Origin of the sequence: Hoeflea sp. AS60, from assembly GCF_038900115.1 — a bacterium.
In the GTDB taxonomy this organism is placed as follows: domain Bacteria; phylum Pseudomonadota; class Alphaproteobacteria; order Rhizobiales; family Rhizobiaceae; genus Hoeflea.
In genome coordinates this window covers 938,845-962,697 of record NZ_JBBMQP010000002.1, presented here as the reverse complement: position 1 = coordinate 962,697, position 23,853 = coordinate 938,845, and the positions used below count along the sequence as shown (strand labels likewise).

Annotated in this window: 22 protein-coding genes and 1 pseudogene; 20 read left to right on the top strand and 3 right to left on the bottom strand. The window is 59.7% G+C overall.

Going from position 1 to position 23,853, the window contains the following annotated elements:
* Positions 1 to 424: 424 nt before the first annotated feature.
* A complete protein-coding gene (locus WNZ14_RS14895) occupies positions 425 to 2,368 on the bottom strand; it encodes a methyl-accepting chemotaxis protein (protein WP_342869427.1) in 1,944 nt (647 codons plus the stop codon).
* A gap of 618 nt (positions 2,369 to 2,986) precedes the next feature.
* Here WNZ14_RS14895 and eno point away from each other — a divergent pair.
* From eno to WNZ14_RS14820, 15 genes are all read left to right on the top strand, one after another.
* Positions 2,987 to 4,261: a phosphopyruvate hydratase gene (gene eno, locus WNZ14_RS14890; protein ID WP_342869426.1), complete on the top strand. Its 1,275-nt coding sequence runs from the start codon at positions 2,987 to 2,989 to the stop codon at positions 4,259 to 4,261.
* 219 nt (positions 4,262 to 4,480) lie between these two features.
* The gene (locus tag WNZ14_RS14885; RefSeq protein ID WP_342869425.1) at positions 4,481 to 4,738 is read left to right on the top strand and encodes a septum formation initiator family protein; all 258 of its coding nucleotides are present in this window, start codon (positions 4,481 to 4,483) and stop codon (positions 4,736 to 4,738) included.
* A 146-nt stretch (positions 4,739 to 4,884) separates the two neighbouring features.
* Complete coding sequence (gene pdhA, locus WNZ14_RS14880; RefSeq protein WP_342869424.1) at positions 4,885 to 5,922, top strand: pyruvate dehydrogenase (acetyl-transferring) E1 component subunit alpha; 1,038 nt, start codon at positions 4,885 to 4,887, stop codon at positions 5,920 to 5,922.
* A gap of 14 nt (positions 5,923 to 5,936) precedes the next feature.
* Positions 5,937 to 7,337: a pyruvate dehydrogenase complex E1 component subunit beta gene (locus WNZ14_RS14875; RefSeq protein WP_342869423.1), complete on the top strand. Its 1,401-nt coding sequence runs from the start codon at positions 5,937 to 5,939 to the stop codon at positions 7,335 to 7,337.
* 15 nt (positions 7,338 to 7,352) lie between these two features.
* The gene (locus tag WNZ14_RS14870) at positions 7,353 to 8,744 is read left to right on the top strand and encodes a pyruvate dehydrogenase complex dihydrolipoamide acetyltransferase (RefSeq protein ID WP_342869422.1); all 1,392 of its coding nucleotides are present in this window, start codon (positions 7,353 to 7,355) and stop codon (positions 8,742 to 8,744) included.
* Positions 8,745 to 8,775: 31 nt separating this feature from the next.
* Positions 8,776 to 9,327 (top strand): DUF308 domain-containing protein, encoded by a 552-nt coding sequence (locus tag WNZ14_RS14865; protein ID WP_342869421.1) that lies wholly within the window; start codon positions 8,776 to 8,778, stop codon positions 9,325 to 9,327.
* Between the two features lie 29 nt (positions 9,328 to 9,356).
* Complete coding sequence (locus WNZ14_RS14860; RefSeq protein WP_342869420.1) at positions 9,357 to 9,995, top strand: SGNH/GDSL hydrolase family protein; 639 nt, start codon at positions 9,357 to 9,359, stop codon at positions 9,993 to 9,995.
* A gap of 156 nt (positions 9,996 to 10,151) precedes the next feature.
* Entirely contained in the window at positions 10,152 to 10,388 is a 237-nt protein-coding gene (locus tag WNZ14_RS14855) for a YdcH family protein (protein WP_342869419.1), read from the top strand.
* 60 nt (positions 10,389 to 10,448) lie between these two features.
* On the top strand, positions 10,449 to 11,039 hold the full coding sequence (locus tag WNZ14_RS14850; RefSeq protein WP_342869418.1) for a GNAT family N-acetyltransferase: 591 nt from the start codon (positions 10,449 to 10,451) through the stop codon (positions 11,037 to 11,039).
* 12 nt (positions 11,040 to 11,051) lie between these two features.
* The gene (gene lpdA / locus WNZ14_RS14845) at positions 11,052 to 12,497 is read left to right on the top strand and encodes a dihydrolipoyl dehydrogenase (RefSeq protein ID WP_342869417.1); all 1,446 of its coding nucleotides are present in this window, start codon (positions 11,052 to 11,054) and stop codon (positions 12,495 to 12,497) included.
* A gap of 20 nt (positions 12,498 to 12,517) precedes the next feature.
* Positions 12,518 to 12,736, top strand: a complete 219-nt coding sequence (locus WNZ14_RS14840; RefSeq protein WP_342869416.1) for a hypothetical protein — start codon at positions 12,518 to 12,520, stop codon at positions 12,734 to 12,736.
* Positions 12,736 to 13,011: a GlsB/YeaQ/YmgE family stress response membrane protein gene (locus tag WNZ14_RS14835; protein WP_342870241.1), complete on the top strand. Its 276-nt coding sequence runs from the start codon at positions 12,736 to 12,738 to the stop codon at positions 13,009 to 13,011. The genes WNZ14_RS14840 and WNZ14_RS14835 overlap by 1 nt, the downstream gene beginning before the upstream one ends.
* Before the next feature lie 27 nt (positions 13,012 to 13,038).
* The gene (lipA, locus tag WNZ14_RS14830; RefSeq protein ID WP_342869415.1) at positions 13,039 to 14,025 is read left to right on the top strand and encodes a lipoyl synthase; all 987 of its coding nucleotides are present in this window, start codon (positions 13,039 to 13,041) and stop codon (positions 14,023 to 14,025) included.
* Between the two features lie 72 nt (positions 14,026 to 14,097).
* Complete coding sequence (locus tag WNZ14_RS14825; RefSeq protein ID WP_342869414.1) at positions 14,098 to 14,664, top strand: AAA family ATPase; 567 nt, start codon at positions 14,098 to 14,100, stop codon at positions 14,662 to 14,664.
* Positions 14,665 to 14,673: 9 nt separating this feature from the next.
* Complete coding sequence (locus WNZ14_RS14820; protein WP_342869413.1) at positions 14,674 to 15,135, top strand: type II toxin-antitoxin system RatA family toxin; 462 nt, start codon at positions 14,674 to 14,676, stop codon at positions 15,133 to 15,135.
* Here the strand turns inward: WNZ14_RS14820 and WNZ14_RS14815 are convergent.
* Both WNZ14_RS14815 and ispF read right to left on the bottom strand, forming a co-directional pair.
* Positions 15,111 to 15,680, bottom strand: a complete 570-nt coding sequence (locus WNZ14_RS14815; RefSeq protein WP_342869412.1) for a CinA family protein — start codon at positions 15,678 to 15,680, stop codon at positions 15,111 to 15,113. The two genes, WNZ14_RS14820 and WNZ14_RS14815, sit on opposite strands and share 25 nt — an antisense overlap.
* Positions 15,677 to 16,204, bottom strand: a pseudogene (gene ispF, locus WNZ14_RS14810) (2-C-methyl-D-erythritol 2,4-cyclodiphosphate synthase); the annotation flags it as partial. The pseudogene ispF and the gene WNZ14_RS14815, both read right to left, overlap by 4 nt.
* A gap of 173 nt (positions 16,205 to 16,377) precedes the next feature.
* On the opposite strand from ispF, the gene dusB reads away from it, so the two are divergent.
* The 5 genes from dusB to WNZ14_RS14785 all read left to right on the top strand — a co-directional run bounded on the left by dusB (position 16,378) and on the right by WNZ14_RS14785 (position 23,826).
* Positions 16,378 to 17,394: a tRNA dihydrouridine synthase DusB gene (gene dusB / locus WNZ14_RS14805; RefSeq protein WP_342869411.1), complete on the top strand. Its 1,017-nt coding sequence runs from the start codon at positions 16,378 to 16,380 to the stop codon at positions 17,392 to 17,394.
* Positions 17,395 to 17,444: 50 nt separating this feature from the next.
* Positions 17,445 to 18,554, top strand: coding sequence for a nitrogen regulation protein NR(II) (locus WNZ14_RS14800; protein WP_342870240.1), 1,110 nt, complete (start codon positions 17,445 to 17,447; stop codon positions 18,552 to 18,554).
* Positions 18,555 to 18,558: 4 nt separating this feature from the next.
* Positions 18,559 to 20,010, top strand: coding sequence for a nitrogen regulation protein NR(I) (ntrC, locus tag WNZ14_RS14795; protein ID WP_342869410.1), 1,452 nt, complete (start codon positions 18,559 to 18,561; stop codon positions 20,008 to 20,010).
* A gap of 203 nt (positions 20,011 to 20,213) precedes the next feature.
* On the top strand, positions 20,214 to 22,472 hold the full coding sequence (locus tag WNZ14_RS14790) for a PAS domain-containing sensor histidine kinase (protein WP_342870239.1): 2,259 nt from the start codon (positions 20,214 to 20,216) through the stop codon (positions 22,470 to 22,472).
* Positions 22,462 to 23,826: a sigma-54 dependent transcriptional regulator gene (locus WNZ14_RS14785; protein ID WP_342869409.1), complete on the top strand. Its 1,365-nt coding sequence runs from the start codon at positions 22,462 to 22,464 to the stop codon at positions 23,824 to 23,826. Before WNZ14_RS14790 ends, WNZ14_RS14785 begins: the two co-directional genes overlap by 11 nt.
* Positions 23,827 to 23,853: the final 27 nt, after the last annotated feature.

Sequence of the window (23,853 nt, the reverse complement as noted above, 5' to 3'; positions counted from 1 at the left end):
ATGTGGGGGTGGAATGATTCCAGCCGACAATTCGCATCATGCGGAAGAACAGAGACTGTAGGGCCTCTCCGTCTTGTCAGTATCGCTAAAATAAGCGTTAGATGTTACCGATAGATGAACATTTTACTGACAAAGGAATGCGAAATCTGGCCTGTTGGGAGTTAGTCAACTCTTCACCAAGAATGGCCGCGCCGGGAAAGGGGTGGAGATCGCAAAAGATGTCTCGGGCCTCCGCATGTCCGGGAATATGGCCTTCTGGCAGCGTCAGAAAAAGATAGACCTCCACTGGTTAAGAAAGTTTGGTTTAGGTTTCAAATATTTGACTGCATCGGAAGGCCCCTCCGCGAAACGGACCCCGACATGAAAAAGGCCGCCGGCTCTTCACCGGTGGCCTTTTTGTTTCTGTCATGCAGTTGCGATGAGCCTAGAAATCGCTCCAGGTTTCTTCCTTGCGGGCGGTTGCGGCTCCACCGCTCCGGCCAAACGCAGAGGCAACCTTGGTGCCGAGCAGGCGCGCCGGTGACTGTACAGGTCTGGACGAAGCATTGGCTGCCACCACAAGCCGTTTCGCGCCGGTTCCAGCGTCTGAGCCGGTTCTGAAGCGGTGAACAAGGCCATCGAGCTTGACAGCTTCGCTGGATAGGCCCTGGGTTGCGGCATTTGTCTCCTCGACCATCGCCGCGTTCTGCTGGGTCACCTGATCCATCTGGTTGACCGCCGCGTTGATTTCCGCGAGCGCCGTGGACTGTTCTCGGGCGCCGGTGACTATCGACTGGATGAGGAGATTGATCTTGCCGACTTGGCTCTCGATCTCGCCGAGCGCCAACCCGGTTTCGTTGACCAGAGACACGCCGGCGCTGACCTGGCTGGAAGAGGTCTCGATCAGAGCCTTGATTTCCTTGGCGGCATTTGCCGAGCGCCCTGCAAGTTCACGCACCTCCTGGGCAACCACCGCAAAGCCCTTGCCTGCTTCTCCTGCCCGCGCCGCCTCGACACCGGCGTTCAGCGCCAGAAGATTGGTCTGGAAGGCGATGTTGTCGATCACCGAGATGATCTGACTGATCTGCTTGGAGGAATCGGCGATCCTGTCCATGGCCGAAATCGCGTTCTTGACGACCTTGCCGGATTTCTCGGCGCCGGTCTGGGCGGAGTTGACCACACCGCTTGCTTCCTCTGCGCGTTGTGAGGAACTCTTGACCGTCGATGTGATCTGGTCGAGTGCTGCTGCGGTTTCCTCAAGAGAAGCTGCCTGCTGCTCTGTGCGTTTGGACAGGTCATCAGACGAGGAGCCGATCTCGGACGAGGCGAGGCGAACAGATTCGGTGCTTGTCGAGATGTCGTCGATTGTTTCGCAGAGCGAGCCGACCGCAGCGTTGAACTCGGTGCGCAGCTTTTCATATGCTGGAACGAAGGCTGTGTTGATCCGGTAGGCGAGGTTGCCTGACGAGAGATTCTCAAGGCCCGTGGTCAGCGCTTCGATGACGCGGACACGTTCGGCATCATCGGCGGCCTGACGCTCGGCCAGTTCCTGTTCCTGGCGCTGAATTTCGGCCTGTTCCGTTTCGGATTGGGCCCGTGCGGCCTTCCGTTCCATCGCGGCATTGCGGAAAAAGGCAACAGATTGCGCCATTTCGCCGATTTCGTCGTTGCGGCCAGCATGCGGAACCTCATTGGAGTAATCTCCATCGGCGAGCATCCGCATATAGTCCTTCATGTCGGTGAGCGGAACCACAGCACGGCGACGGAAGATGTAGAGACCAAGAAGAAACAGGCAAACGGAAATGGCGCTTGCAGCCAACGTCAGATTGAAAAAGAGGGTGTCTTCCGCCCGCGCCTTGGCTTCTTCGTTCTCCAGAAAACTGGAGGCGGAAGCCACCAGCTCGTTAACGGCCAGATCATGGATATGGAAGGTCGTGTAAAGGTCCCGAAGCGAAGCCGCTACTGCGGCACTGTCGCCGGATTGCGTCGCGGGTAGGAAGGTGCCCTTCAACACAGCCCAGTAGGCATCGCCCTTGACCAGCACATCATCCTGAAGTTTGGCGTTGAGTGATCCTTCAAGGTCGGACTCTTTCCAGAATCTCCGGCGCTCCTCATAAAGTTCGCCGAGAGCCGCAATCTTGCTTGCGTTCTTCTCAAGGGATTCCGGCTGCGTCACAATCTCATTGGCGAGCATGTAGGATTCCACCACGTACAGCGGCGGCGGAAGGATGTCTGCAATCAGATCCTTGCCGTTGACGATCTCGTGATAGACTGGTCCGTTCACTTTCAGGTCGTCGAAGGCGTATTGCTTCAATCCCATCGAGCTGACGAGTCCGAGTGAGACGATAATTCCAAATGCGACAAGACTACGTCCGATATTCAGTTGCATATCATCTCTCCGTTACGCAATCGTCTATTGACTTGAATGCGATCATTTCCCGAAAACGGGTTTGCATGATGCAACCTTCTGCATTTGTTGGTGGCAGAATCTCCGTTCGGTCAGGCGAAAGATAGAAGTGATGCATTACTTAAATGTGAATTACGTATTAAGGGTTTGATCCATGATGCTGATTTTCTACAACGCACCATTTTAACTTTCGAGACAGCTAAATGTCTGCCAGCCGGCCTGAGTTTGGCTTATTGGTCTAATTTCTGTCGGTTGCAGCTGAAAATTCGAGGCGGTTTCGCCCAGAGGTGAGACGTATAAGAAAAATTGAATGATTAACGGCGTAAGCGATATGTATGCTAGATCTTGATGTTGATTTTTACCGTTCGTGCTCCTGCCGTCCGCGTGGCGTCTGACACAGATCGGCCGCCAGAAAGGTCTCCACCATCTGCAACAGACGAGCGGCACCATTTCGCCGCAATGAGCACGCTCAAGATGTTCGTCATTCGTGGCCGTTGGAGCCCGCCACAATTGATTTTTCGGCGCAGTGCGGTAAGACGGCGCAACGCCGAAGCGGCAATAGCTCAAACCCCAAGCCATAACCCAACAAGGAACCAGACCATGACCGCCATTATCCATATTGTCGGACGGGAAGTCCTCGACAGCCGCGGGAACCCGACGGTGGAAGTTGATGTTCATCTTGAAGACGGATCCATGGGCCGCGCGATGGTTCCTTCGGGAGCCTCAACCGGAGCGCACGAGGCTGTGGAGTTGCGCGATGGCGGCAGCCGTTATCTCGGCAAGGGCGTGCAGCGTGCCGTGGCATCGGTCAACGGCGTGCTTCACGACAATATCTGCGGCATGGATGCCGAAGGGCAGATTGCGCTGGACAAGGCGATGATCGCGCTCGATGGCACTGCCAACAAGAGCAAGCTGGGCGCCAACGCCATTCTCGGTGTGTCGCTCGCCGCTGCCCGCGCCGCTGCGGAATCGAGCGGTCTGCCGCTTTACCGTTACGTCGGCGGCGCCAATGCACGGCTGCTGCCGGTGCCGATGATGAATATCATCAATGGCGGCGCACATGCTGACAATCCGATCGATTTCCAGGAATTCATGATCATGCCGGTCGGCGCTGAGACGCTCAGCGATGCCGTGCGCATGGGCTCGGAAATCTTCCACACCTTGAAAAAGGAACTCTCGGCTGGCGGTCACAACACCAATGTCGGCGACGAGGGCGGTTTTGCTCCCGATCTCAAGAGCGCGCCCGAAGCGCTCGACTTCATCATGAAGTCGATTGAAAAGGCCGGCTATCGTCCTGGCGAGGATATCTACCTCGCACTTGACCCTGCATCGACCGAGTTCTTCAAGGATGGCAAATACGATCTGGCAGGCGAGGGGCGTATCCTCGAAAGCGCGGAAATGGCTGCCTACTACGCAGAGCTCGTTGCCAAGTACCCGATCATCTCGATTGAAGACGGCATGGCAGAAGATGACTGGGATGGCTGGAAGACGATCACAGACATGATCGGCGACAAGTGCCAGCTGGTGGGCGACGATCTGTTTGTCACCAACTCGGCGCGTCTGCGCGACGGCATCAAGATGGGTGTCGCCAATTCGATCCTGGTCAAGGTCAACCAGATCGGCACGCTGACCGAAACGCTGGAAGCCGTCGAGATGGCTCAGAAGGCCGCCTATACAGCGGTGATGAGCCACCGTTCCGGCGAGACCGAGGATTCGACCATCGCCGACCTCGCGGTCGCCACCAACTGCGGGCAGATCAAGACCGGCTCGCTGTCGCGCTCCGACCGGCTGGCAAAATACAATCAGCTGATCCGAATCGAGGAAGAACTCGGCGTCGAAGCGGTCTACGCGGGACGATCGGTGCTGCGGGGATAACACCCTCTCGCTATGCCTGGGTTGCCTGCGGGCAACCGCCAAAAAGACCAGAGCCCGCGTGAAAACGCGGGCTTTTGCTTGCGATGCAGCAATTCGTACAAACGGCTAACGCTATCTTAAGCATGCTCTGCGATGCTCCACCACTCGCAGGGGTAAGGCGTTTTTCGAATGCGGACACAGTTTAGAAAACAGCGAATCTGGAGCCGTTGGGTTGTCCCGGTGCTCTCAGTCGCCTGTTTCACCTATTTTGGATTTCACTCATGGTCGGGTGCCTACGGTCTGGATTCGGCCGAGGCGCTCGAAATCCGGCGCGTCGAATTGTCCGAGCGCCTTGCAACCCTGAGCGAACGCAGGCAACATCTTGAGCGCAAGGTCATGTTGTTGAGTGACGGTGCGGTGGAGGCTGACATGCTTGATGAGCGGGCGCGGTTTCTGCTGAATGTCGCCCGCGAGGATGAGGTCGTGTATTTCAACTGATTCGGCCAGTTAACCGAATGCCGGTTAACATTTAAAAGTGTTAATTAAATCATATAATTAGTGGGAATGTCAGCCATGCGTTTATGCGCTTGCTGATCGGCCGCATTTTCCCTATGGTCGTTGCATGCAACCACTGGGAGGATGAGATGGCTACACGTAAGAGCGCCACTGCCGCATCCCGCAAGAAACCTGCTGAAAAAAGCGGGCTGAACGGCGGAATTACCGACTTCGACAAGGCTACCGAACTCCAAGCCTATCGCGAGATGCTGCTCATCCGCCGCTTTGAAGAAAAGGCCGGCCAGCTTTATGGCATGGGTTTCATCGGCGGATTCTGTCACCTTTATATCGGTCAGGAAGCAGTCGTCGTCGGCATGCAGATGGCCCTCAAGGATGGCGATCAGGTCATTACCGGCTACCGTGATCACGGCCACATGCTGGCCACTGGCATGGAAGCGCGCGGTGTGATGGCCGAGCTGACCGGCCGCCAGGGAGGCTACTCCCACGGCAAGGGCGGCTCGATGCACATGTTCTCCAAGGAAAAGAATTTCTACGGCGGCCACGGCATCGTCGGCGCGCAGGTGTCGCTCGGCACCGGTCTGGCCTTTGCCAACAAGTACCGCGGCAATGACAATGTCTCTGTCGCCTATTTCGGCGATGGCGCGGCCAACCAGGGCCAGGTCTACGAGAGCTTCAACATGGCAGCGCTGTGGAAGCTGCCGATCATCTACATCGTCGAGAATAACCGCTACGCCATGGGCACCTCGACAGCGCGGTCTTCAGCCCAGTCGAACTTCTCGCTCCGCGGCAATTCCTTCGGCATCCCCGGCCATCAGGTTGATGGCATGGACGTGCGCGCAGTGCATGCCGCTGCCGTCGAGGCTGTTGCTCATTGTCGCTCCGGCAAGGGGCCGATCATCCTTGAAATGTTGACCTATCGCTATCGCGGCCACTCGATGTCGGACCCTGCGAAATACCGATCCAAGGATGAAGTGCAGAAGATGCGCTCCGAGCATGACCCGATCGAGCAGGTCAAGGCGCGGATGCTCGAACTCAAGCATGCCAGTGAAGATGACCTCAAGGCCATCGACAAGAAGGTGCGGGATGTCGTGGCGGATTCAGCTGATTTCGCCCAGAACAATCCGGAGCCGGATCCGTCCGCGCTCTACACCGACATTCTGTTGTAAGGGGAGGGAACACCATGCCGATTGATATCCTGATGCCTGCGCTGTCCCCCACAATGGAAGAGGGCACGCTGTCGAAATGGCTGAAGAACGAGGGTGACAAGGTCACCTCCGGCGATGTGATCGCCGAAATTGAAACTGACAAGGCGACGATGGAAGTCGAAGCCGTCGACGAGGGCACGATCGGCAAGATCATGGTCGCCGCCGGCACTGAGAACGTCAAGGTCAACGCGGTCATCGCCGTGCTGCTCGAAGAAGGTGAAAGCATCTCCGACATCGGATCGACCAAGGCATCCGAGCCCAAGCCGGTACCCGCAGCCGAAAAGGCGCCTGAGGAAGACAAGTCTGCCAAGGCGGCATCCGTGCCGGCAGAGCCAAAATCATCCGTTGAGAATGCCGTGGCCTCCGATCCGGATATCCCGGAGGGCACAGAAATGGTGTCGACCACCGTGCGCGAAGCACTTCGCGACGCCATGGCCGAGGAAATGCGCGCCAATGAGGATGTCTTCCTCATGGGCGAGGAAGTTGCCGAGTATCAGGGCGCCTACAAGATCAGCCAGGGCCTGTTGCAGGAATTCGGTCCGCGCCGTGTCGTCGACACGCCGATCACCGAGCACGGCTTCACCGGTATCGGTGTTGGCGCTTCGATGGCCGGTCTTCGTCCGATCGTCGAATTCATGACCTTCAACTTCGCCATGCAGGCGATTGACCAGATCATTAACTCGGCTGCCAAGACGCTCTATATGTCCGGCGGCCAGATGGGCGCTCCGATCGTCTTCCGCGGCGCCAATGGTGCTGCTGCCCGCGTTGGCGCCCAGCACTCGCAGTGCTACGCCGCCTGGTACAGCCACATTCCAGGGCTCAAGGTGGTCATGCCCTACACGGCAGCCGACGCCAAGGGCCTGCTCAAGGCCGCCATCCGCGATCCGAACCCGGTAATCTTCCTTGAAAACGAGATCCTCTACGGTCACGCATTCGACGTGCCGAAGATGGATGATTTCGTGCTGCCGATCGGCAAGGCCCGTATCCACAAGAAGGGCAATGACGTCACCATCGTCTCCTTCGGTATCGGCATGACCTATGCGGTCAAGGCTGTCGAGGAACTCTCAAGCCTCGGCATCGATGTCGAGCTGATCGATCTGCGCACCATTCGTCCGATGGATCTTCCGACCGTGATCGAAAGCGTCAAGAGGACCGGCCGCCTGGTCACCGTCGAGGAAGGCTATCCGCAGAACTCCGTCGGGACCGAGATTGCCACGCGCGTGCAGCAGCAAGCGTTTGATTATCTCGACGCACCGATCATCACCATCGCGGGCAAGGATGTTCCCATGCCCTACGCTGCGAACCTCGAGAAATTGGCGCTGCCCAACGTCGGCGAGATTGTCGATGCGGTCAAAGCCGTCACCTACAAGGCTTAAGAGGAGGACTGGAAGATGCCTATCAACATCACAATGCCTGCTCTTTCGCCAACCATGGAAGAGGGAAACCTCTCCAAGTGGCTGGTCAAGGAAGGCGACAAGGTCGGACCCGGCGATGTGATTGCCGAGATCGAGACCGACAAGGCGACGATGGAAGTCGAAGCCGTCGATGAAGGCACCGTTGCCAAGATCGTGGTTGAGGCCGGTACCGAAGGCGTCAAGGTCAACGCCCTGATTGCCATTCTCGCGGCCGAAGGCGAAAGCGTCGAGGATGCCGCCAAGGGTGGCGGCGATGCCGCACCGGCTCCAAAAGCCGCGCCCGCGGAAACACCGAAGGCCGAAGCGCCCAAGCAGGAAGCCGAAAACTCGTCGACCGCGTCCGATCCGGCCGCCAAACTCGACAAGCCGATTCGCGATCAGAACCCTGCTGCACCTTCACCCGCGCCAACCACGAAATCGGGTGAGCGCGTGTTCTCATCGCCGCTCGCGCGCCGCATCGCCAAGGATGCCGGGCTCGACGTGTCGGCGATTTCGGGCTCCGGCCCGCATGGCCGCGTTGTAAAATCTGATGTCGAGAAGGCAATCGCCTCGGGCACAGGCAAGGCCCCGGCCGCTGCCGAAGCACCGCAGGCTGCTGCATCCGCAGCTCCTGCCGCCGCGCCCAAGGGCATGTCGGACGACGCCGTGCTCAAGAACTTCGCTGAAGGTTCCTACGAACTCGTCAAGCATGACGGCATGCGCAAGACCATCGCCCGCCGCCTGCAGGAATCCAAGCAGACGATCCCGCACTTCTACGTCACCGTGGATTGCGAGCTCGATGCGTTGCTGGCCCTGCGCGCGCAGCTCAACAAGGCGGCTCCGCTCAAGGATGACAAGCCGGTCTACAAGCTCTCGGTCAATGACATGGTGATCAAGGCCCTGGCGCTCGCGCTTCGCGATGTGCCCGATGCCAACGTCTCCTGGACTGACGAGAACATGGTGATGCACAAGCATTCCGATGTCGGCGTCGCTGTCTCCATTCCCGGTGGTCTGATCACCCCGATCATCCGCTCGGCGGAACAGAAGACGCTCTCGGTCATTTCCAATGAGATGAAGGATCTTGGCAAGCGTGCCAAGGACCGCAAGCTCAAGCCCGAGGAATACCAGGGCGGAACCTCGTCGGTCTCCAACATGGGCATGATGGGCGTCAAGGACTTCGCCGCAGTCATCAACCCGCCGCATGCGACCATTCTGGCCGTCGGCGCGGGCGAACAACGACCGGTGGTCAAGGATGGCGAATTGGCAATCGCCACCGTGATGAGTGTCACGCTGTCGACCGATCACCGCGCCGTTGACGGCGCGCTCGGGGCCCAATTGCTGGCAGCCTTCAAGGGCTACATCGAAAGCCCGATGGGTATGCTGGTCTAGAACCGCTGATCATCAGCACTGGAGACTGCGAATGGCCGATCAAAGTGTGAACGAGACTTTCGGCAAGAGCTGGACCTGGATGGCGGTGCTGGCAGTGATCTGCATCATTGGCGGCTTTCTGGCGCTGCTCAACCCGTTTGCGGCAACCATCTTTGCGGTGACGCTGGCGGGTTGGGTGTTCCTGCTGCAAGGCGTGGTGCAGGTTATTCATGCCTTCCGCGTTCGCGACTGGCCCGGCTTCTTCTGGTCGCTCGGTCTCGGTGTGCTGTCGCTGCTCGTGGGCTTTGTGCTGGTTGCGGATCCGCTGGCAGGCAGCGTCTCGCTCACCTTGCTGGTGGCGGTGCTGTTTCTGCTCACCGGTGCTGCCAAGATCATGTTCGGCCTCTCGCTCAGACGAGCAAGTGGCTGGGTCTGGGTGCTGGTTTCGGGTGTGGTTTCCGTGGTTCTCGGTGCGATGATCCTCGCTGGTCTTCCGGCGTCTGCGGCAACCATTCTCGGTCTGCTGCTCGGTATCGAGCTGGTCTCCAACGGCGTGCTGTTCCTGTTCGTCGCCTTGGGCCTGCGCAAGCTGGGCCATCAATGAGAAGCTGGCTTTCCAACGAAAGGTAGATCATGAAAACCGTGCTCTGCTATGGCGACTCGCTCACTTGGGGCTATGACCCGGAAAACCGCGCCCGGCATGCGCTTGAAGACCGTTGGCCTTCGGTTCTGGCTCAATCGTTGGCTGAGGGCGTGCACGTGGTCGCCGACGGGCTCAATGGCCGCACCACCGCGTTTGATGATTACACGGCCGACTGCGACCGCAACGGAACACGCACGCTGCCGACTGCGCTTCATGCCCATGCGCCGCTCGATCTGGTGATCATCATGCTGGGCACAAACGACATGAAACCGGTTGTCGCCGGCACCGCGCACGCAGCCTCCAAGGGCATGCGCCGTTTGCTGGATCTGGTCCGCCTGCATGGCTGGCCGGTCGAGCAGGAGCTGCCGCAGATCCTGGTGGTGGCGCCGCCGCCGCTGGTGGAAACCGCGGACCCTGATTTTGCCGCGATGTTTGAGGGCGGTGTGGCAGAATCGGCAATGCTGGCTTCGTTCTATGCCGATCTGGCCGATGAGACCGGTGCCGGTTTCTTCGATGCCGGTTCGGTGGCGGAATGCTCGTCGATCGACGGCGTGCATCTGAATGCTGAGAACACCCGCGCCATCGGTCGTGGACTTTCGCCGGTGGCAAGGTTGTTGCTGGGACACTGAACGCTCAAGCGTCGCTGGCACACTTTGAATTGGCGTATAAACCTTGAAATTCCTTGAGATTTTCGAGGTAAGCACAATTGAATTGACAAGGGTCAAGGAGGAGACGGACCAGGGGCATAGACTGCAGTCATCACCAAACCAATGAGGAGATGATTGATGTCACACACGCCCAGCGAACTGGTGGAAGAATTTCCCGAGCATGTCGAGAAGATGCATGAGTTGAAACAGAGCGATGCCCATTTCGCCAAACTCTATGATGCTTATCACGACATCAACCGGGCCGTTCACCGCGCCGAAACCAATATCGAGCCGACAGATGATTTCAACATGGAATCGATGCGCAAGGAGCGCCTGAAGCTCAAGGACGAAATCTACGGGATGCTGGCGGAGTAAACCGCTTCCGGCCTGCTCCCGCCACTCCGGCTTGAACACCGGACATGACAGGAGCAGGCCTTGCATATTCGCCCAGCCAGGCGCGCTGACAGTGCAGATATCGTCATTCTCGATGACATTGCGTCATCGGGACTGGCGTCGCATGTGCTGCAGGTGGGCGTCAGCGACGGTAATTATGACCGGCCGCTGGAATTTGGCCGCGACGGCTACGCCTTCATCGACGGGCCCTTTTCTTGGAAGAATGTGCTGATCGCGGAGACGGATGACGGCATCGCCGGCATGTCGCTGTCGTTTGAGCTGATCGGCGGCCCCGGCGATCAGGGCTTGCCCGACCCGGTGCTTGAGCCATTGGAGTCGCTGAAATCCCGGGCCATTGGCACCCGGATGATCGACAGCGTCGCGGTCTACACTCGCTTTCGCGGACAGGGCATCGGTCGGGCGCTGGTCGAGGCTGAGCTCGCCCGCGCCACCGGCCCGTCCTCGATCATCACGGACAGCGCAAATATCCGCGCACTGGCGCTTTACCAAAGCCTCGGCTTTGAACAGCAGGACCGCGCCCCATTCATCGCATTCAACGATAACCACGCCGCCGCGCACTGGGTGCTTCTGACGCGCCCAAACCTGCGCGGCGCACCGGCACCCGCACACTGAGGAGACTGTTCCATGGCCAATAATTACGACGTGATCATCATCGGCTCGGGCCCAGGCGGCTATATCGCGGCCATCCGCGCTGCCCAACTCGGGCTGAAGACGGCCGTGGTCGAACGCGAACACCTGGCCGGCATCTGCTCCAACTGGGGCTGCATCCCGACCAAGGCGCTGCTGCGCTCGGCCGAGGTGCTGCATCTCTCCGAACACGCCAAGAATTATGGCCTTAAGCTCGAAGGCACCGTGACGCCGGATATCGAGGCTATCGTCAAGCGCTCGCGCGGCATTGCCGAACGCATGAACGGCGGCGTCGGCTTCCTGATGAAGAAGAACAAGGTCGACGTGATCTGGGGTGAGGCGAAACTCACCAAACCGGGCGAGATCGTCGTTGCGAAGACCACCAAGAAGATCGTCGAGCCGCAGGGCCCGATTCCGAAGAACACGCTGGGCGAGGGGACCTACACCGCCAAGCACATCGTTGTCGCCACAGGCGCGCGTCCCAGGGCGCTGCCCGGCATCGAGCCCGACGGCAAGCTGATCTGGACCTATTTCGAGGCGATGAAGCCCGAGAAGATGCCGAAATCGCTGCTGGTGATGGGCTCCGGCGCCATCGGCATCGAATTTGCCTCCTTCTACCGCACCATGGGTGTGGACGTGACCGTGGTCGAAGTCATGAAGACCGTGATGCCGGTTGAGGACGCAGAGATTTCCGCCTTCGCCAAGAAGCAGTTCGACAAGCAGGGCATGAAGATCCTGCTGGAAGCCAAGGTAACGAAGGTCGAAAAGGGATCGGATTCTGTCACCGCCCATGTCGAATTCAAGGACGGCAAAGTTGAAAAGATCACGGCAGACCGGATGATCTCGGCAGTCGGTGTGCAGGGCAATATCGAAAATCTCGGCCTTGAAACGCTTGGCGTCAAAACCGATCGCGGCTGCATCGTCATTGACGGCTACGGCAAGACCAATGTGCCGGGCATTTACGCAATCGGCGATGTCGCCGGTCCGCCAATGCTGGCCCACAAGGCCGAACACGAGGCAGTGATCTGTGTTGAAAAAATAGCAGGCCTGCCCAATGTTCACCCGATGGACAAGCTCAAGATCCCCGGTTGCACCTATTGCAACCCGCAAGTGGCGAGCGTCGGCCTGACCGAAGCCAAGGCCAAGGAGCAGGGCTTGGACATCCGGGTCGGCCGCTTCCCGTTTGTTGCCAACGGCAAGGCGATTGCGCTCGGCGAAGACCAGGGCATGGTCAAGACCATCTTCGACAAGAAGACCGGTGAACTGCTCGGCGCCCATCTGGTCGGCGCGGAAGTCACCGAGTTGATTCAGGGTTTTGTCGTGGCGATGAACCTCGAGACCACCGAGGAAGACCTGATGCACACCATCTTCCCGCACCCGACCATTTCGGAGACGCTGAAAGAAAGCGTGCTTGACGCCTACGGGCGGGCGCTCAACGCGTGAAAGTGCCCCGGATCGTCGTGATGCCAGCCATTGGCGGCGCGATTCTTGGTGCTCTGGCTGGTCTTGCGGCCCTTAATGGTCGCGGCGCGGTCGAGTTCGGGGCGGTCCGGCTTGAGGGATTGGCAGGAATCACTGCGGTATCTGCCATCCTGGCATTGATGGGGCTGCTGCTCGGTCTTACATTCTGGTTGATCATGCGCGCGCTTGATGACGCGGCCAAAGGAGACAGACGGAGATGATGGAAACACAGATGGGGTTCATGTCCATGCCGGGCGTTGGCTTCTTCGGTCTTCTGCTGATTGGCCTGATCGCGGGCTATGTCGCCGAGCGCGCCATGAACCGCGACCACGGGCTGTTCACAAACATGCTGGTCGGCATAGCCGGTTCCTTCGTCGGCAGCGCGCTCGCCGGCGTGCTCAACATCAACTACTACGGATTTGCCGGAAATCTGGTTGTCGCCATCGTCGGTGCCGTCCTGATCCTCTGGGTCTTCGGCCGCTCCAAGCGCAGCTGAACCACAACGCTTACAAAGGACCTCCCGATGGTCACCATTCTCGACGTCACCAAGCCTGATACCCTGAAGCCCGAGGTCAAGCGCGTCCGGCATCCGGAAAAGCAGGCGCGTCCGGACACAGAGGTCAAGCGCAAGCCCGAATGGATCAGGGTCAAGGCGCCAAACTCGAAGGGTTATCAGGAAACCCGATCGATCGTGAAGGAGCACAACCTCGTTACGGTCTGTGAGGAAGCCGGCTGCCCCAATATTGGCGAGTGCTGGGACAAGAAGCACGCCACTTTCATGATCATGGGCGAGATCTGCACCCGCGCCTGCGCCTTCTGCAATGTCATCACCGGCAAGCCCAACGCGCTGGATATGAACGAGCCGGAGAACGTCGCCAAGGCCGTCAAGAAGATGGGCCTGATGCACGTGGTCATCACCTCGGTCGACCGCGATGATCTCGACGATGGCGGCGCCGAGCATTTCGAGAAGGTAATCCGGGCCATCCGTGCGGCATCGCCAGAGACGACGATTGAAATCCTGACGCCTGATTTCCTGCGCAAGCCTGGTGCGCTCGAGCGCGTCGTGGCGGCCAAGCCCGACGTCTTCAACCACAATCTCGAAACCGTTCCCGGCAATTATTTGACGGTGCGCCCCGGCGCCCGTTATTTCCATTCGTTGCGGCTTCTGCAGCGGGTCAAGGAGCTGGATCCAACCATGTTCACCAAGTCAGGCATCATGGTGGGCCTCGGGGAAGAGCGCAACGAGGTGCTGCAGCTGATGGACGATCTGCGCTCGGCCGATGTCGACTTCATGACCATCGGCCAATACCTGCAGCCGACCCGCAAGCACCATGAAGTGATGAGCTTCATCACTCCGGACGAGTTTAAGAGCTACGAGAAGATCGCCTACACCAAGGGCTTCCTGATGGTATCCTCCAGCCCGTTGACCCGCTCGTCGCACCACGCTGGTGATGATTTCGCGCGGTTGAAGGCGAACCGGGACGCGAGAGCGCTGTCCGCGGCTGAATAGACATCCAGATCCGCTTCCTTTAATCCCCGCCGTCGGACCCGTCGGCGGGGATTTTCATTGCGGGGATGCGGCGTGACGATTTCAATCACGATTGACGAGGCGGCTGGCCGCTTGAAAACGGCAGAGCGGGTGCTTGTCATCGGCTGTGCCGGAAGCGGCAAGAGCACGCTTGCAAGAGAACTGGCGGGGCGTTTCAGCCTGCCACATGTTTCCATGGACCGGGAAATCTTCTGGTTGCCGGGCTGGCAGTTGCGGCGCCGGAGGGATGCGATGGCAAAATTGCTGGATATCGTGGCCCGGGAGCGCTGGATCCTTGATGGCACAAGCCCGGGCACCCTGCCGGTGCGACTGCCGCGTACCCATCTCGTGCTCTGGCTGCGTCTGCCGCGCTGGGTTGCGCTCTATGGCGTGGTCTCGCGCTGGTTGAAATTTCGCGGCCGGTCCCGCCCGGATATGGCAGATGGCTGCCCGGAAAGGCTGGACCGCGACTTCGTCGCTTACATCTGGAATTTCGAGAAGACGGAAAGCCCGGAGATCGAACAAAATCTCGCGGCATTTGGGCAGAATGTTCCGGTTTGCGTGTTGAAATCTCGGGCAGAGACCACCCGGCTACTTGCCATGACCGTTTCGGTTGATTAGCTGCATTCCATGCCAACTTACCAAACCACACGCAAGGTTCCTCACTCCCCGCGCCAGATGTTCGATCTTGTCGCCGATGTCGAGCGCTATCCTGAGTTCCTGCCGCTGTGCGACGCGCTCAATGTCCGCTCGCGTAAGGAAGGTGACAGCAAGTCCTTGCTGGTTGCCGACATGACCGTGGGTTACAAGGCGATCCGCGAGACCTTCACCAGCCAGGTGCTGCTCAAGCCAGAAGAGCTCGCCATCGACGTCAAGTATCTCGACGGCCCGTTCAAATATCTCAACAATGAATGGCGCTTCGAGCAGAATGAGAACGGCGGCTGTGACGTTCGCTTTTTCATCGATTACGAGTTCAAGAGCAGGGTGCTCGGCGCGCTGATGGGATCAATGTTCGACCGCGCCTTCCGCATGTTTGCCGAGGCGTTTGAAAAGCGCGCCCGGGAAGTCTACGGCGAGGCCGGGGTTCCCTGAGATTCTGATCCAAGTGCCGCTCTGCCGATAAGCGCTTCAAGTGCGGCCCGCACGGTTGCCGCGCGGATCATGTCGCGGCTCCAGGACGGGTCCCAGCGCAATTCGACGGCACTGGTCAGATCGCCGGGGCCAGACAGCCCCATCCAGACGAGCCCGACCGGCTTGGTTGCCGAGCCGCCACCCGGTCCGGCGACACCGGTGACGGATACCGCGAAGTCCGCACGCGAGCGCCGCCGTGCGCCAAGCACCATTTCGGTTGCAACCTGGGCCGAGACTGCGCCGAACGCTTCGAGCGTCTTCTCGCGAACGCCCAGCATGTCCTGCTTGGCTTGGTTGGAGTAGGTGACAAAGCCGCGGTCGAATACGGCTGACGATCCGGCAATATCGGTGATCGCTCCGGCGATAAGCCCGCCGGTGCAGGATTCGGCCGTTGCCACCATCGCGCCGAGGTCCGGGAACGTGTCGATGATCTCCTGCGCCAGCCGGCTGCAGTCGCCACGAGTTTCGTCCAGCACCGTCGCTTCGCTCCTGACACTTTCGCTCATGGCCGGTCCCCAAAGACCACCGTGGCCGTTGCGATCGCAGCGATTCCCTCTCGGCGACCGATAAAGCCGATGGTTTCATTGGTCGTGGCCTTTACCGAGCAGCGATCTTGTGAAATGCCGAGAATCCGGGCAAGTGCCTCGCGCATCTCCAGGCGGTGCGGGCCGATCTTCGGTTCTTCCGCGATCAACGAGACATCGGCGTTCATGATCACGCCGCCGGCTTCGCGGACAAGAGCTGCGGCGTGACTGAGAAAGATGTGGGATGCCGCCCCGCGCCATTGCGGATCGGAAGGGGGAAAATGATCGCCGATATCGCCGGCTGCGCAGGTCGCGAGCAGCGCATCAGTCAGCGCATGCAGGCCGACATCCGCATCCGAATGCCCGTCAAGTCTTTGATCATGCGGAATTTCCACGCCACATAATGTGACAAAGCTGCCGGGAACCAGCCGGTGCACATCGTAGCCGTTGCCGGTGCGTACATCAGGCATTTGCTCGCGCGAGCGCTTCTCATTGATCATGGCTATATACTCCAGAGGCTGGATTTGGCGGCAAGCTTGCAAACTCAAGATGTGTTTAGGGCTTGCGTTAACCGGAAAAAAGCTCTTTTGCATTTTTCTCGGCGCCCGAGCGAATTCGCCTTGGCAATCCCCCTATATTTGTCTAAAAAAGCGGCAGCAGAGAAAGTTGCACGAAACGCATGCAGGGCATTGATACCATCATCAACCAGCCGCTTCAGATCGGGCCGGTGACCGCGCGAAACCGGGTGTTTCTTGCGCCGCTGTCTGGCATTTCCGATTTGCCGTTTCGGCAATTGGCCTGGCGGCATGGGGCAGGGCTGGTGTTTACCGAAATGGTGGCGAGCCGTGAGCTGGTGACGGACCGGGCCGAATCGCATGTGCGCTTGCGCGGCGATGGCATTGATCCGCATGTCGTCCAGCTTGCCGGCCGTGAGGCCTGGTGGATGGGCGAGGCGGCTAAGATCGCCGAAGCCAATGGCGCTGCGATGATCGACATCAATATGGGCTGTCCCGCCAAGAAGGTGACCGGTGGCTATTCCGGATCGGCGCTGATGCGCGATCCCGATCACGCGCTTGATCTGATCGAAGCGACAGTCAAGGCGGTCTCGGTGCCGGTGACGCTCAAGATGCGTCTCGGCTGGGATCACGACAGTCTCAATGCACCGCTGATTGCTGCCCGTGCCGAAGCGGCTGGCGTGCAGATGATCACCATCCATGGCCGCACCCGCATGCAGTTCTACAAGGGGACTGCAGACTGGGACGCCATCGCCCGGGTTCGCGAGGCGGTCACGGTTCCGCTGATCGCCAATGGCGATGTTGGGTCTCGCGCCGACATCGCAGAGTGTCTGCGCCGGTCGGGTGCGGATGCCGTCATGGTAGGGCGTGCGGCGCAAGGCCAACCGTGGATTTGCGGTGAGCTCGCCGGGTCCAGTGACGTTCCCGCGGATCAGAGAGCCCGCAATGCGGTGGCGATCGAGCATTACCGGTTGATGGTCAACCATTATGGCGATGACGTCGGAGTCCGCCATGCCCGCAAGCATATTGGCTGGTATCTCGACACTTTGGCGCCTCAAACGCCCGCGGCACAGAAGGTCAGAATGATGACATCCGACAGCGCTGATGAAGTTCTGGGCATTTTCGCCGATGTGTTGGACGCTGCGGCCAATTCGCCTTCGATGATGGAGAGTGCCGCGTGAGTGACAAGCTTGCCGATCAGGTTGCAACCATTGACGCCGATACGGCCAATATGGTGCTCAATGCCATTCAGCACCCGGTGATCATGGTCGATGGCGACAGCGTTGTCTGTTTTGCCAATTGGGAAGCGGAATCCTTCTTCGCAGCCAGTGCTGCTCATCTTGGCCGGCACAAGCTCGACGCGTTCATCCCGTTCGGAAGCCCGCTTCTCGAGCTGATCGAACAGGTGCGCGAGCGTCGCGCCGGGGTCAACGAGTACCGGGTTGATCTGAGTTCTCCGAGGTTGGGCAGCGACAAGCTTGTCGATCTCTACGTCGCCCCGGTGTCGGGCCTGCCAGGCAACGTGGTGGTGGTGTTCCAGGAACGCTCGATGGCCGACAAGATCGACCGTCAGCTCACCCATCGCGCCGCGGCGCGCTCGGTCACTGGCCTCGCGTCGATGCTGGCCCATGAAATCAAGAACCCGCTGTCAGGCATTCGCGGCGCAGCCCAGTTGCTTGAAATGTCGGTTGGCGATGAAGACCGGGCATTGGCCCGGCTGATCCGCGACGAGACCGACCGCATTGTGTCGCTGGTCGACCGCATGGAGATCTTCTCCGACGAGCGGCCGGTGGACCGGGTGCCGGTCAACATTCACTCGGTGCTCGACCATGTCAAAGCTGTGGCGAAGGCCGGCTTTGCCCGCAAGATCAAGTTTGTCGAGCTCTATGATCCTTCGCTGCCACCTGTTTATGCCAACCGGGACCAGCTGGTTCAGATCTTTCTCAACCTGGTCAAGAATGCAGCCGAATCGATCGGCGATGATCCCAATGGCGAGATCGTGCTGACCACGGCCTATCGGCCCGGGATCAGGCTTTCGGTGGCGGGCACCCGTGAAAAGGTCTCGTTGCCGCTCGAGTTCTGCGTGCAGGACAACGGGCCCGGCGTACCGGCCGATCTCATCTCGCACCTCTTCGATCCGTTCATCACCACCAAGACAAACGGATCCGGCCTCGGGCTTGCCCTAGTCGCCAAGATTATCGGCGGTCATGGCGGCATCGTTGAATGTGACAGCCAGAGCCGCAAAACCACCTTCCGAATTCTGATGCCGGTTTCGCCCGACGGCCGGCCCGTAAAGCCGCTGCCGTCTTCCAAGGGCAGGGCGCCCGGAAAAAAGGACTGAACCGATGGGCAAAGCCACCATTCTTGTCGCTGACGATGATGCAGCGATCCGCACCGTTCTCAACCAGGCCCTGACCCGGGCCGGCTACGATGTGCGCATTACCTCCAATGCCGCGACACTCTGGCGCTGGGTCTCTGCCGGCGACGGCGATCTCGTCATCACCGACGTGATCATGCCCGATGAGAATGCGTTCGACATGCTGCCGAGGATCCGCAGGGCGCGGCCTGATCTGCCGGTGCTGGTAATGAGCGCGCAGAACACCTTCATGACGGCGATCAAGGCGTCGGAAGGCGGCGCCTATGATTATCTGCCAAAGCCGTTCGATCTGACCGAGATGATCGGCACCATCGGCCGGGCGCTGTCTGAACCGCGCAAGCTGGTGGCGCAGCCCGAGGAAACCACTGAAGGCATGCCGCTGGTCGGACGTTCGACAGCGATGCAGGAAATCTACCGGGTTCTCGCCCGTCTGATGCAGACCGATCTGACCCTGATGATCACCGGCGAATCCGGAACAGGCAAGGAATTGGTCGCCCGCGCACTCCATGATTACGGCAAGCGGCGCAACGGTCCGTTCGTTGCCATCAACATGGCAGCCATCCCACGGGACCTGATTGAATCCGAGCTGTTCGGACACGAGAAGGGGGCTTTCACCGGCGCGCAGAACCGCTCGACCGGCCGCTTTGAGCAGGCCGAAGGCGGAACACTGTTCCTCGACGAGATCGGCGACATGCCGATGGATGCCCAGACCCGGCTCCTGCGCGTGCTGCAGCAGGGTGAATACACCACCGTAGGCGGACGGACTCCGATCAAGACCGATGTGCGCATCGTGGCTGCCACCAACAAGGATCTCAAGATCCTGATCAATCAGGGCCTGTTCCGCGAAGATCTGTTCTACCGCCTCAATGTCGTTCCCTTGCGCCTGCCTGCGCTCAGGGACCGCGCCGAGGACGTGCCGGATCTGGTGCGCCATTTCGTACGCGGGGCGGTGGGTGAGGGGCTCGATGCCAAGCGGTTTGACGGCGAGGCGCTCGATCTGCTCAAGGCTTACCCGTGGCCGGGCAACGTGCGTGAGCTGGAAAATGTCGTCCGCCGCGTGATGGCGCTCTATCCGCAGGACGTCATCACGCGCGAGATCATCGACAACGAACTCAGGATCGAATCGCCCGAGCCCGCGTCGCCTCAGGGCTCGACCTCAATGGGCCCGACCACCATTGCCCAGTCGGTGGAAGAAAACATGCGCCGCTATTTCTCCGGCTTTGGCGAGGAACTTCCACCCTCCGGCCTCTATCAGCGTGTGCTGGAGGAAGTTGAATATCCCTTGATCCTGGCGGCGCTGACCGCGACGCGCGGCAATCAGATCAAGGCCGCGGATCTCTTGGGGCTCAACCGAAACACACTGCGCAAGAAAATCCGTGAACTCGGCGTGACTGTGTACCGGTCCCCGCGTCCGGTTTAAATCCCCGGGAGACCTTCGGCCCCGCTTGACAGGCCTTGTCCATAAGTTGCATTTTCGCCACATTCTGTTGCTTCTTCGCAACGATAGAGTCCGAACGCAATTGGGGTGACAAGCAACACATGGCAATCGAAACGGCGTCCGGACCGGCTCATGCCGGCTTGACAGATACCAGCCGCAACTCCCCCGCTCTGGGGCTCGGTTCCATGGGGCCTGAAGGTGGTGGTATCCATGGCGATGCCGCCGGCGGTCGCCGTAACCTGTTTACACTTCCGGGCATTGCGCTGGTTATCTCGGCGTTCCTGAGCGCTCTCGTTTCATTCGCGATTCTGCTTGGGCTGACGCCGATTGAACCTGTTGATCAGGTGGTGCTCGCGGCGGTGGCGATCAATCTGGTTTTCGTTGTCGGGCTGGTCACGCTGGTGTTTCTCGAAATCCGCGCCTTGCTCAAGGCCAGACGACGGGGCAAGGCGGCCGCGAAACTGCATATACGCATCGTCGGGCTGTTCTCGATCGTGGCGATTCTACCCGCGATCCTGGTCGCCATCGTTGCCTCGGTAACGCTTGATGTGGGGCTCGATCGCTGGTTCTCGATACGCACCAAGTCGATCGTCAACTCCTCGCTTTCCGTAGCGCAAGCCTATGTTCTTGAAAATGCGCGCTTTCTGCAGGGGCAGACCGTGTCCATGGCAAATGACATGGATAACGCCCGGTCTCTCTATTCGCTAGACCGGGTTGGCTTCGCTCAGTTCATGACGCGCCAGGCAACCGGACGCGGTCTTCTGGGCGCCTTTCTCGTCCGCGACGATGGCAGTGTCATCCTGCAGGCCGACATCGAGACCGAGCGGCCATTGCCCGCCGTGCCGGAACAGGCACTCAAGGATGCGGTCAAGGGACAGCCGACACTGATCCCGCCGGGTGTTACCAACCTGGTTGGGGCACTCATACCCTTGCAGCAGATCAGCGGCGCCCTTCTCTACACCGTCCGTGTGGTCGATCCCGAAGTCATGCGCTCGATGCGGCTGATGGAAGAGGCAACCCAAGAATACCAGACCCTGGAAGAGGGGCGGGCATCGCTGCAACTCGCGTTCGGCATTCTCTATCTCGGATTTGCCCTGATCGTTCTTCTGTCGGCAATCTGGACTGCGATTGCCGTGGCCGACCGCCTGGTCCGTCCGATCCGCATTTTGATTGGTGCTTCCGACGATGTTGCAAGCGGCAATCTCGATGTCGTTGTGCCGGTCCATGCATCCGACGGGGACGTTGGTTCGCTGGCGCAGACATTCAACAACATGATTGTGCAGATCCGGACCCAACGCGACGAGATCCTGTCGGCCAAGGACCAGATCGATGACCGCCGCCGGTTCACCGAAGCCGTGTTGTCCGGCGTATCGGCAGGTGTCGTCGGTGTTGATCACCATGGCGCGGTAACAATCGCCAACCGCTCGGCATGCGAAATTCTGGGCGGTGGCGAAGCCGATGTCATCGACAATCATTTCACTCATCTGGCGCCGGAATTGGAGACCGTCTTGGCGGAAGCATCGATGCGGCCGCGTTCGGCTGCGATCAGCCAGGTGACGCTTCATCGTGGCGGCAAGGAACGCACCCTCAACGTCAAGGTTTCCCGCGAGGAAACCCATGACGGGCTCGAATCCTTCGTCGTGACGCTGGACGACATCACTGACCTTGTGATTGCGCAGCGCTCCACCGCCTGGGCCGATGTCGCCCGCCGCATTGCCCACGAGATCAAGAATCCCCTGACGCCGATCCAGCTTTCGGCAGAGCGCATTCGCCGCCGCTATGGCAAGCAGATCCCTGAGGACGACCGCGCCATTTTCGACCAATGCACCAACACCATCGTTCGTCAGGTCGAGGACATCGGGCGCATGGTTGATGAATTCTCGTCCTTTGCCCGCATGCCCAAGCCGTCGAAGGTCAACACCGACTTGCGCGAGATCCTCAAGGATGCCGCGTTCCTGCGCGAGGTCAGCCGGTCCGACATTGATTTCGTCAACGACTTTCCAGACGTTCCGCTTGTGGGGAATTTCGACCCGCGAATGCTCGGGCAGGCTTTTGGAAATCTCGTCAAGAACGCCACCGAGGCAATCGATGCTGTCCCGTCTGATCAGGAACGGTCCGGCAAGACCATCATCGTGCGCGCGCAGCTCTCACCCGATGAGCGCGAGTACGTTGTCGACATCATCGACAACGGCCGTGGCCTGCCGGGTGAAAACCGGCACCGCTTGCTTGAGCCCTACATGACGATGCGTGACAAGGGCACCGGCCTGGGGCTCGCCATCGTCAAGAAGATCATTGATGACCATGGTGGCACGATCCAGTTGCGGGACGCGCCGGCGGAAGTTGATGAAGGCAAGGGTGCAATGATTACAGTCCGCCTCCCGGTGGACGCGCATGCCAGCGAAGAACAAGAAGAAAACGAAAGGGAACCGGCAGATGGCGTCTGACATTCTGGTCGTAGATGACGAAGCCGACATACGCGAGATCGTATCGGGCATACTGGATGACGAGGGGCACGAAACCCGAACTGCGGCTGACAGCGATTCCGCGTTGGCTGCGATTTCGGACCGCGTTCCACGTCTTATCTTTCTCGATATCTGGCTGCAGGGCAGCCGTCTCGATGGACTGGCGCTGCTTGACGAGATCAAGGCGCGCTATCCCGAACTGCCGGTGGTGATGATTTCCGGTCACGGCAACATCGAAACCGCGGTCTCGGCGATCCAGCGCGGCGCCTATGACTTCATCGAGAAGCCCTTCAAGGCCGACCGCCTGCTGCTGGTTGCCGAAAGGGCGCTTGAGACTTCCAATCTCAAGCGTGAAGTCACCGAACTGAAGAAGCGCTCCGGCGATCCGGTCGAACTCATCGGAACCTCGGTCGCCGTCTCCCAGCTCAAGCAGTCCATCGACAAGATCGCGCCGACAAACAGTCGCGTGATGATTCTCGGTCCTTCGGGTTCCGGCAAGGAACTGGTGGCGCGGCTGATCCACCGCAAATCGGCGCGGGCCGGCGGCCCGTTCGTCGTGCTCAATGCCGCTGCCATCACGCCCGAGCGGATGGAAGTGGCGCTGTTCGGAACCGAAAGTGCTGCAAGCCACGAGCGCAAGGTTGGCGCGCTTGAGGAAGCCCATGGTGGCATTCTCTATCTCGACGAAGTGGCCGACATGCCGCGCGGCACCCAGAGCAAGATCCTGCGGGTGCTCGTTGACCAGCAGTTCGAGCGCGTCGGCGGCACGAAACGGGTCAAGGTGGATGTGCGCATCCTGTCATCGACCGCGCGCAATCTTGAGGAGCTTATTGCCGCAGGCGAGTTCCGCGAGGATCTCTATCACCGTCTCGCGGTGGTGCCGGTCAAGGTGCCCTCGCTCAGCGAGCGGCGCGAGGACATTCCGTTCCTCGTCGACATGTTCATGCGCCAGGTCTCCGAGCAGGCAGGCATCAGGAACCGGCGGATCGGCGATGACGCGCTGGCGGTGATCCAGGCCCACACCTGGCCTGGAAATATCCGGCAGCTGCGCAACTATATGGAACGGCTGATGATTCTGGCGAGGTCCGATGGCCCGGAAACGGTTATCAGCGCCGACATGCTGCCAGATGATGTATCTGACATGCTGCCCAAGACATCGGCTGCGGGGTCGAACCACATCATGACGCTTCCCTTGCGTGAAGCGCGCGAATTGTTCGAGCGGGACTATCTGATTGCCCAGATCAACCGTTTTGGCGGCAACATTTCAAGGACCGCCGAATTTGTCGGGATGGAACGGTCCGCCCTGCATCGCAAATTGAAATCGCTTGGCGTATAAGCGGCGCAAAGCGGTCTTGGCCGCGCA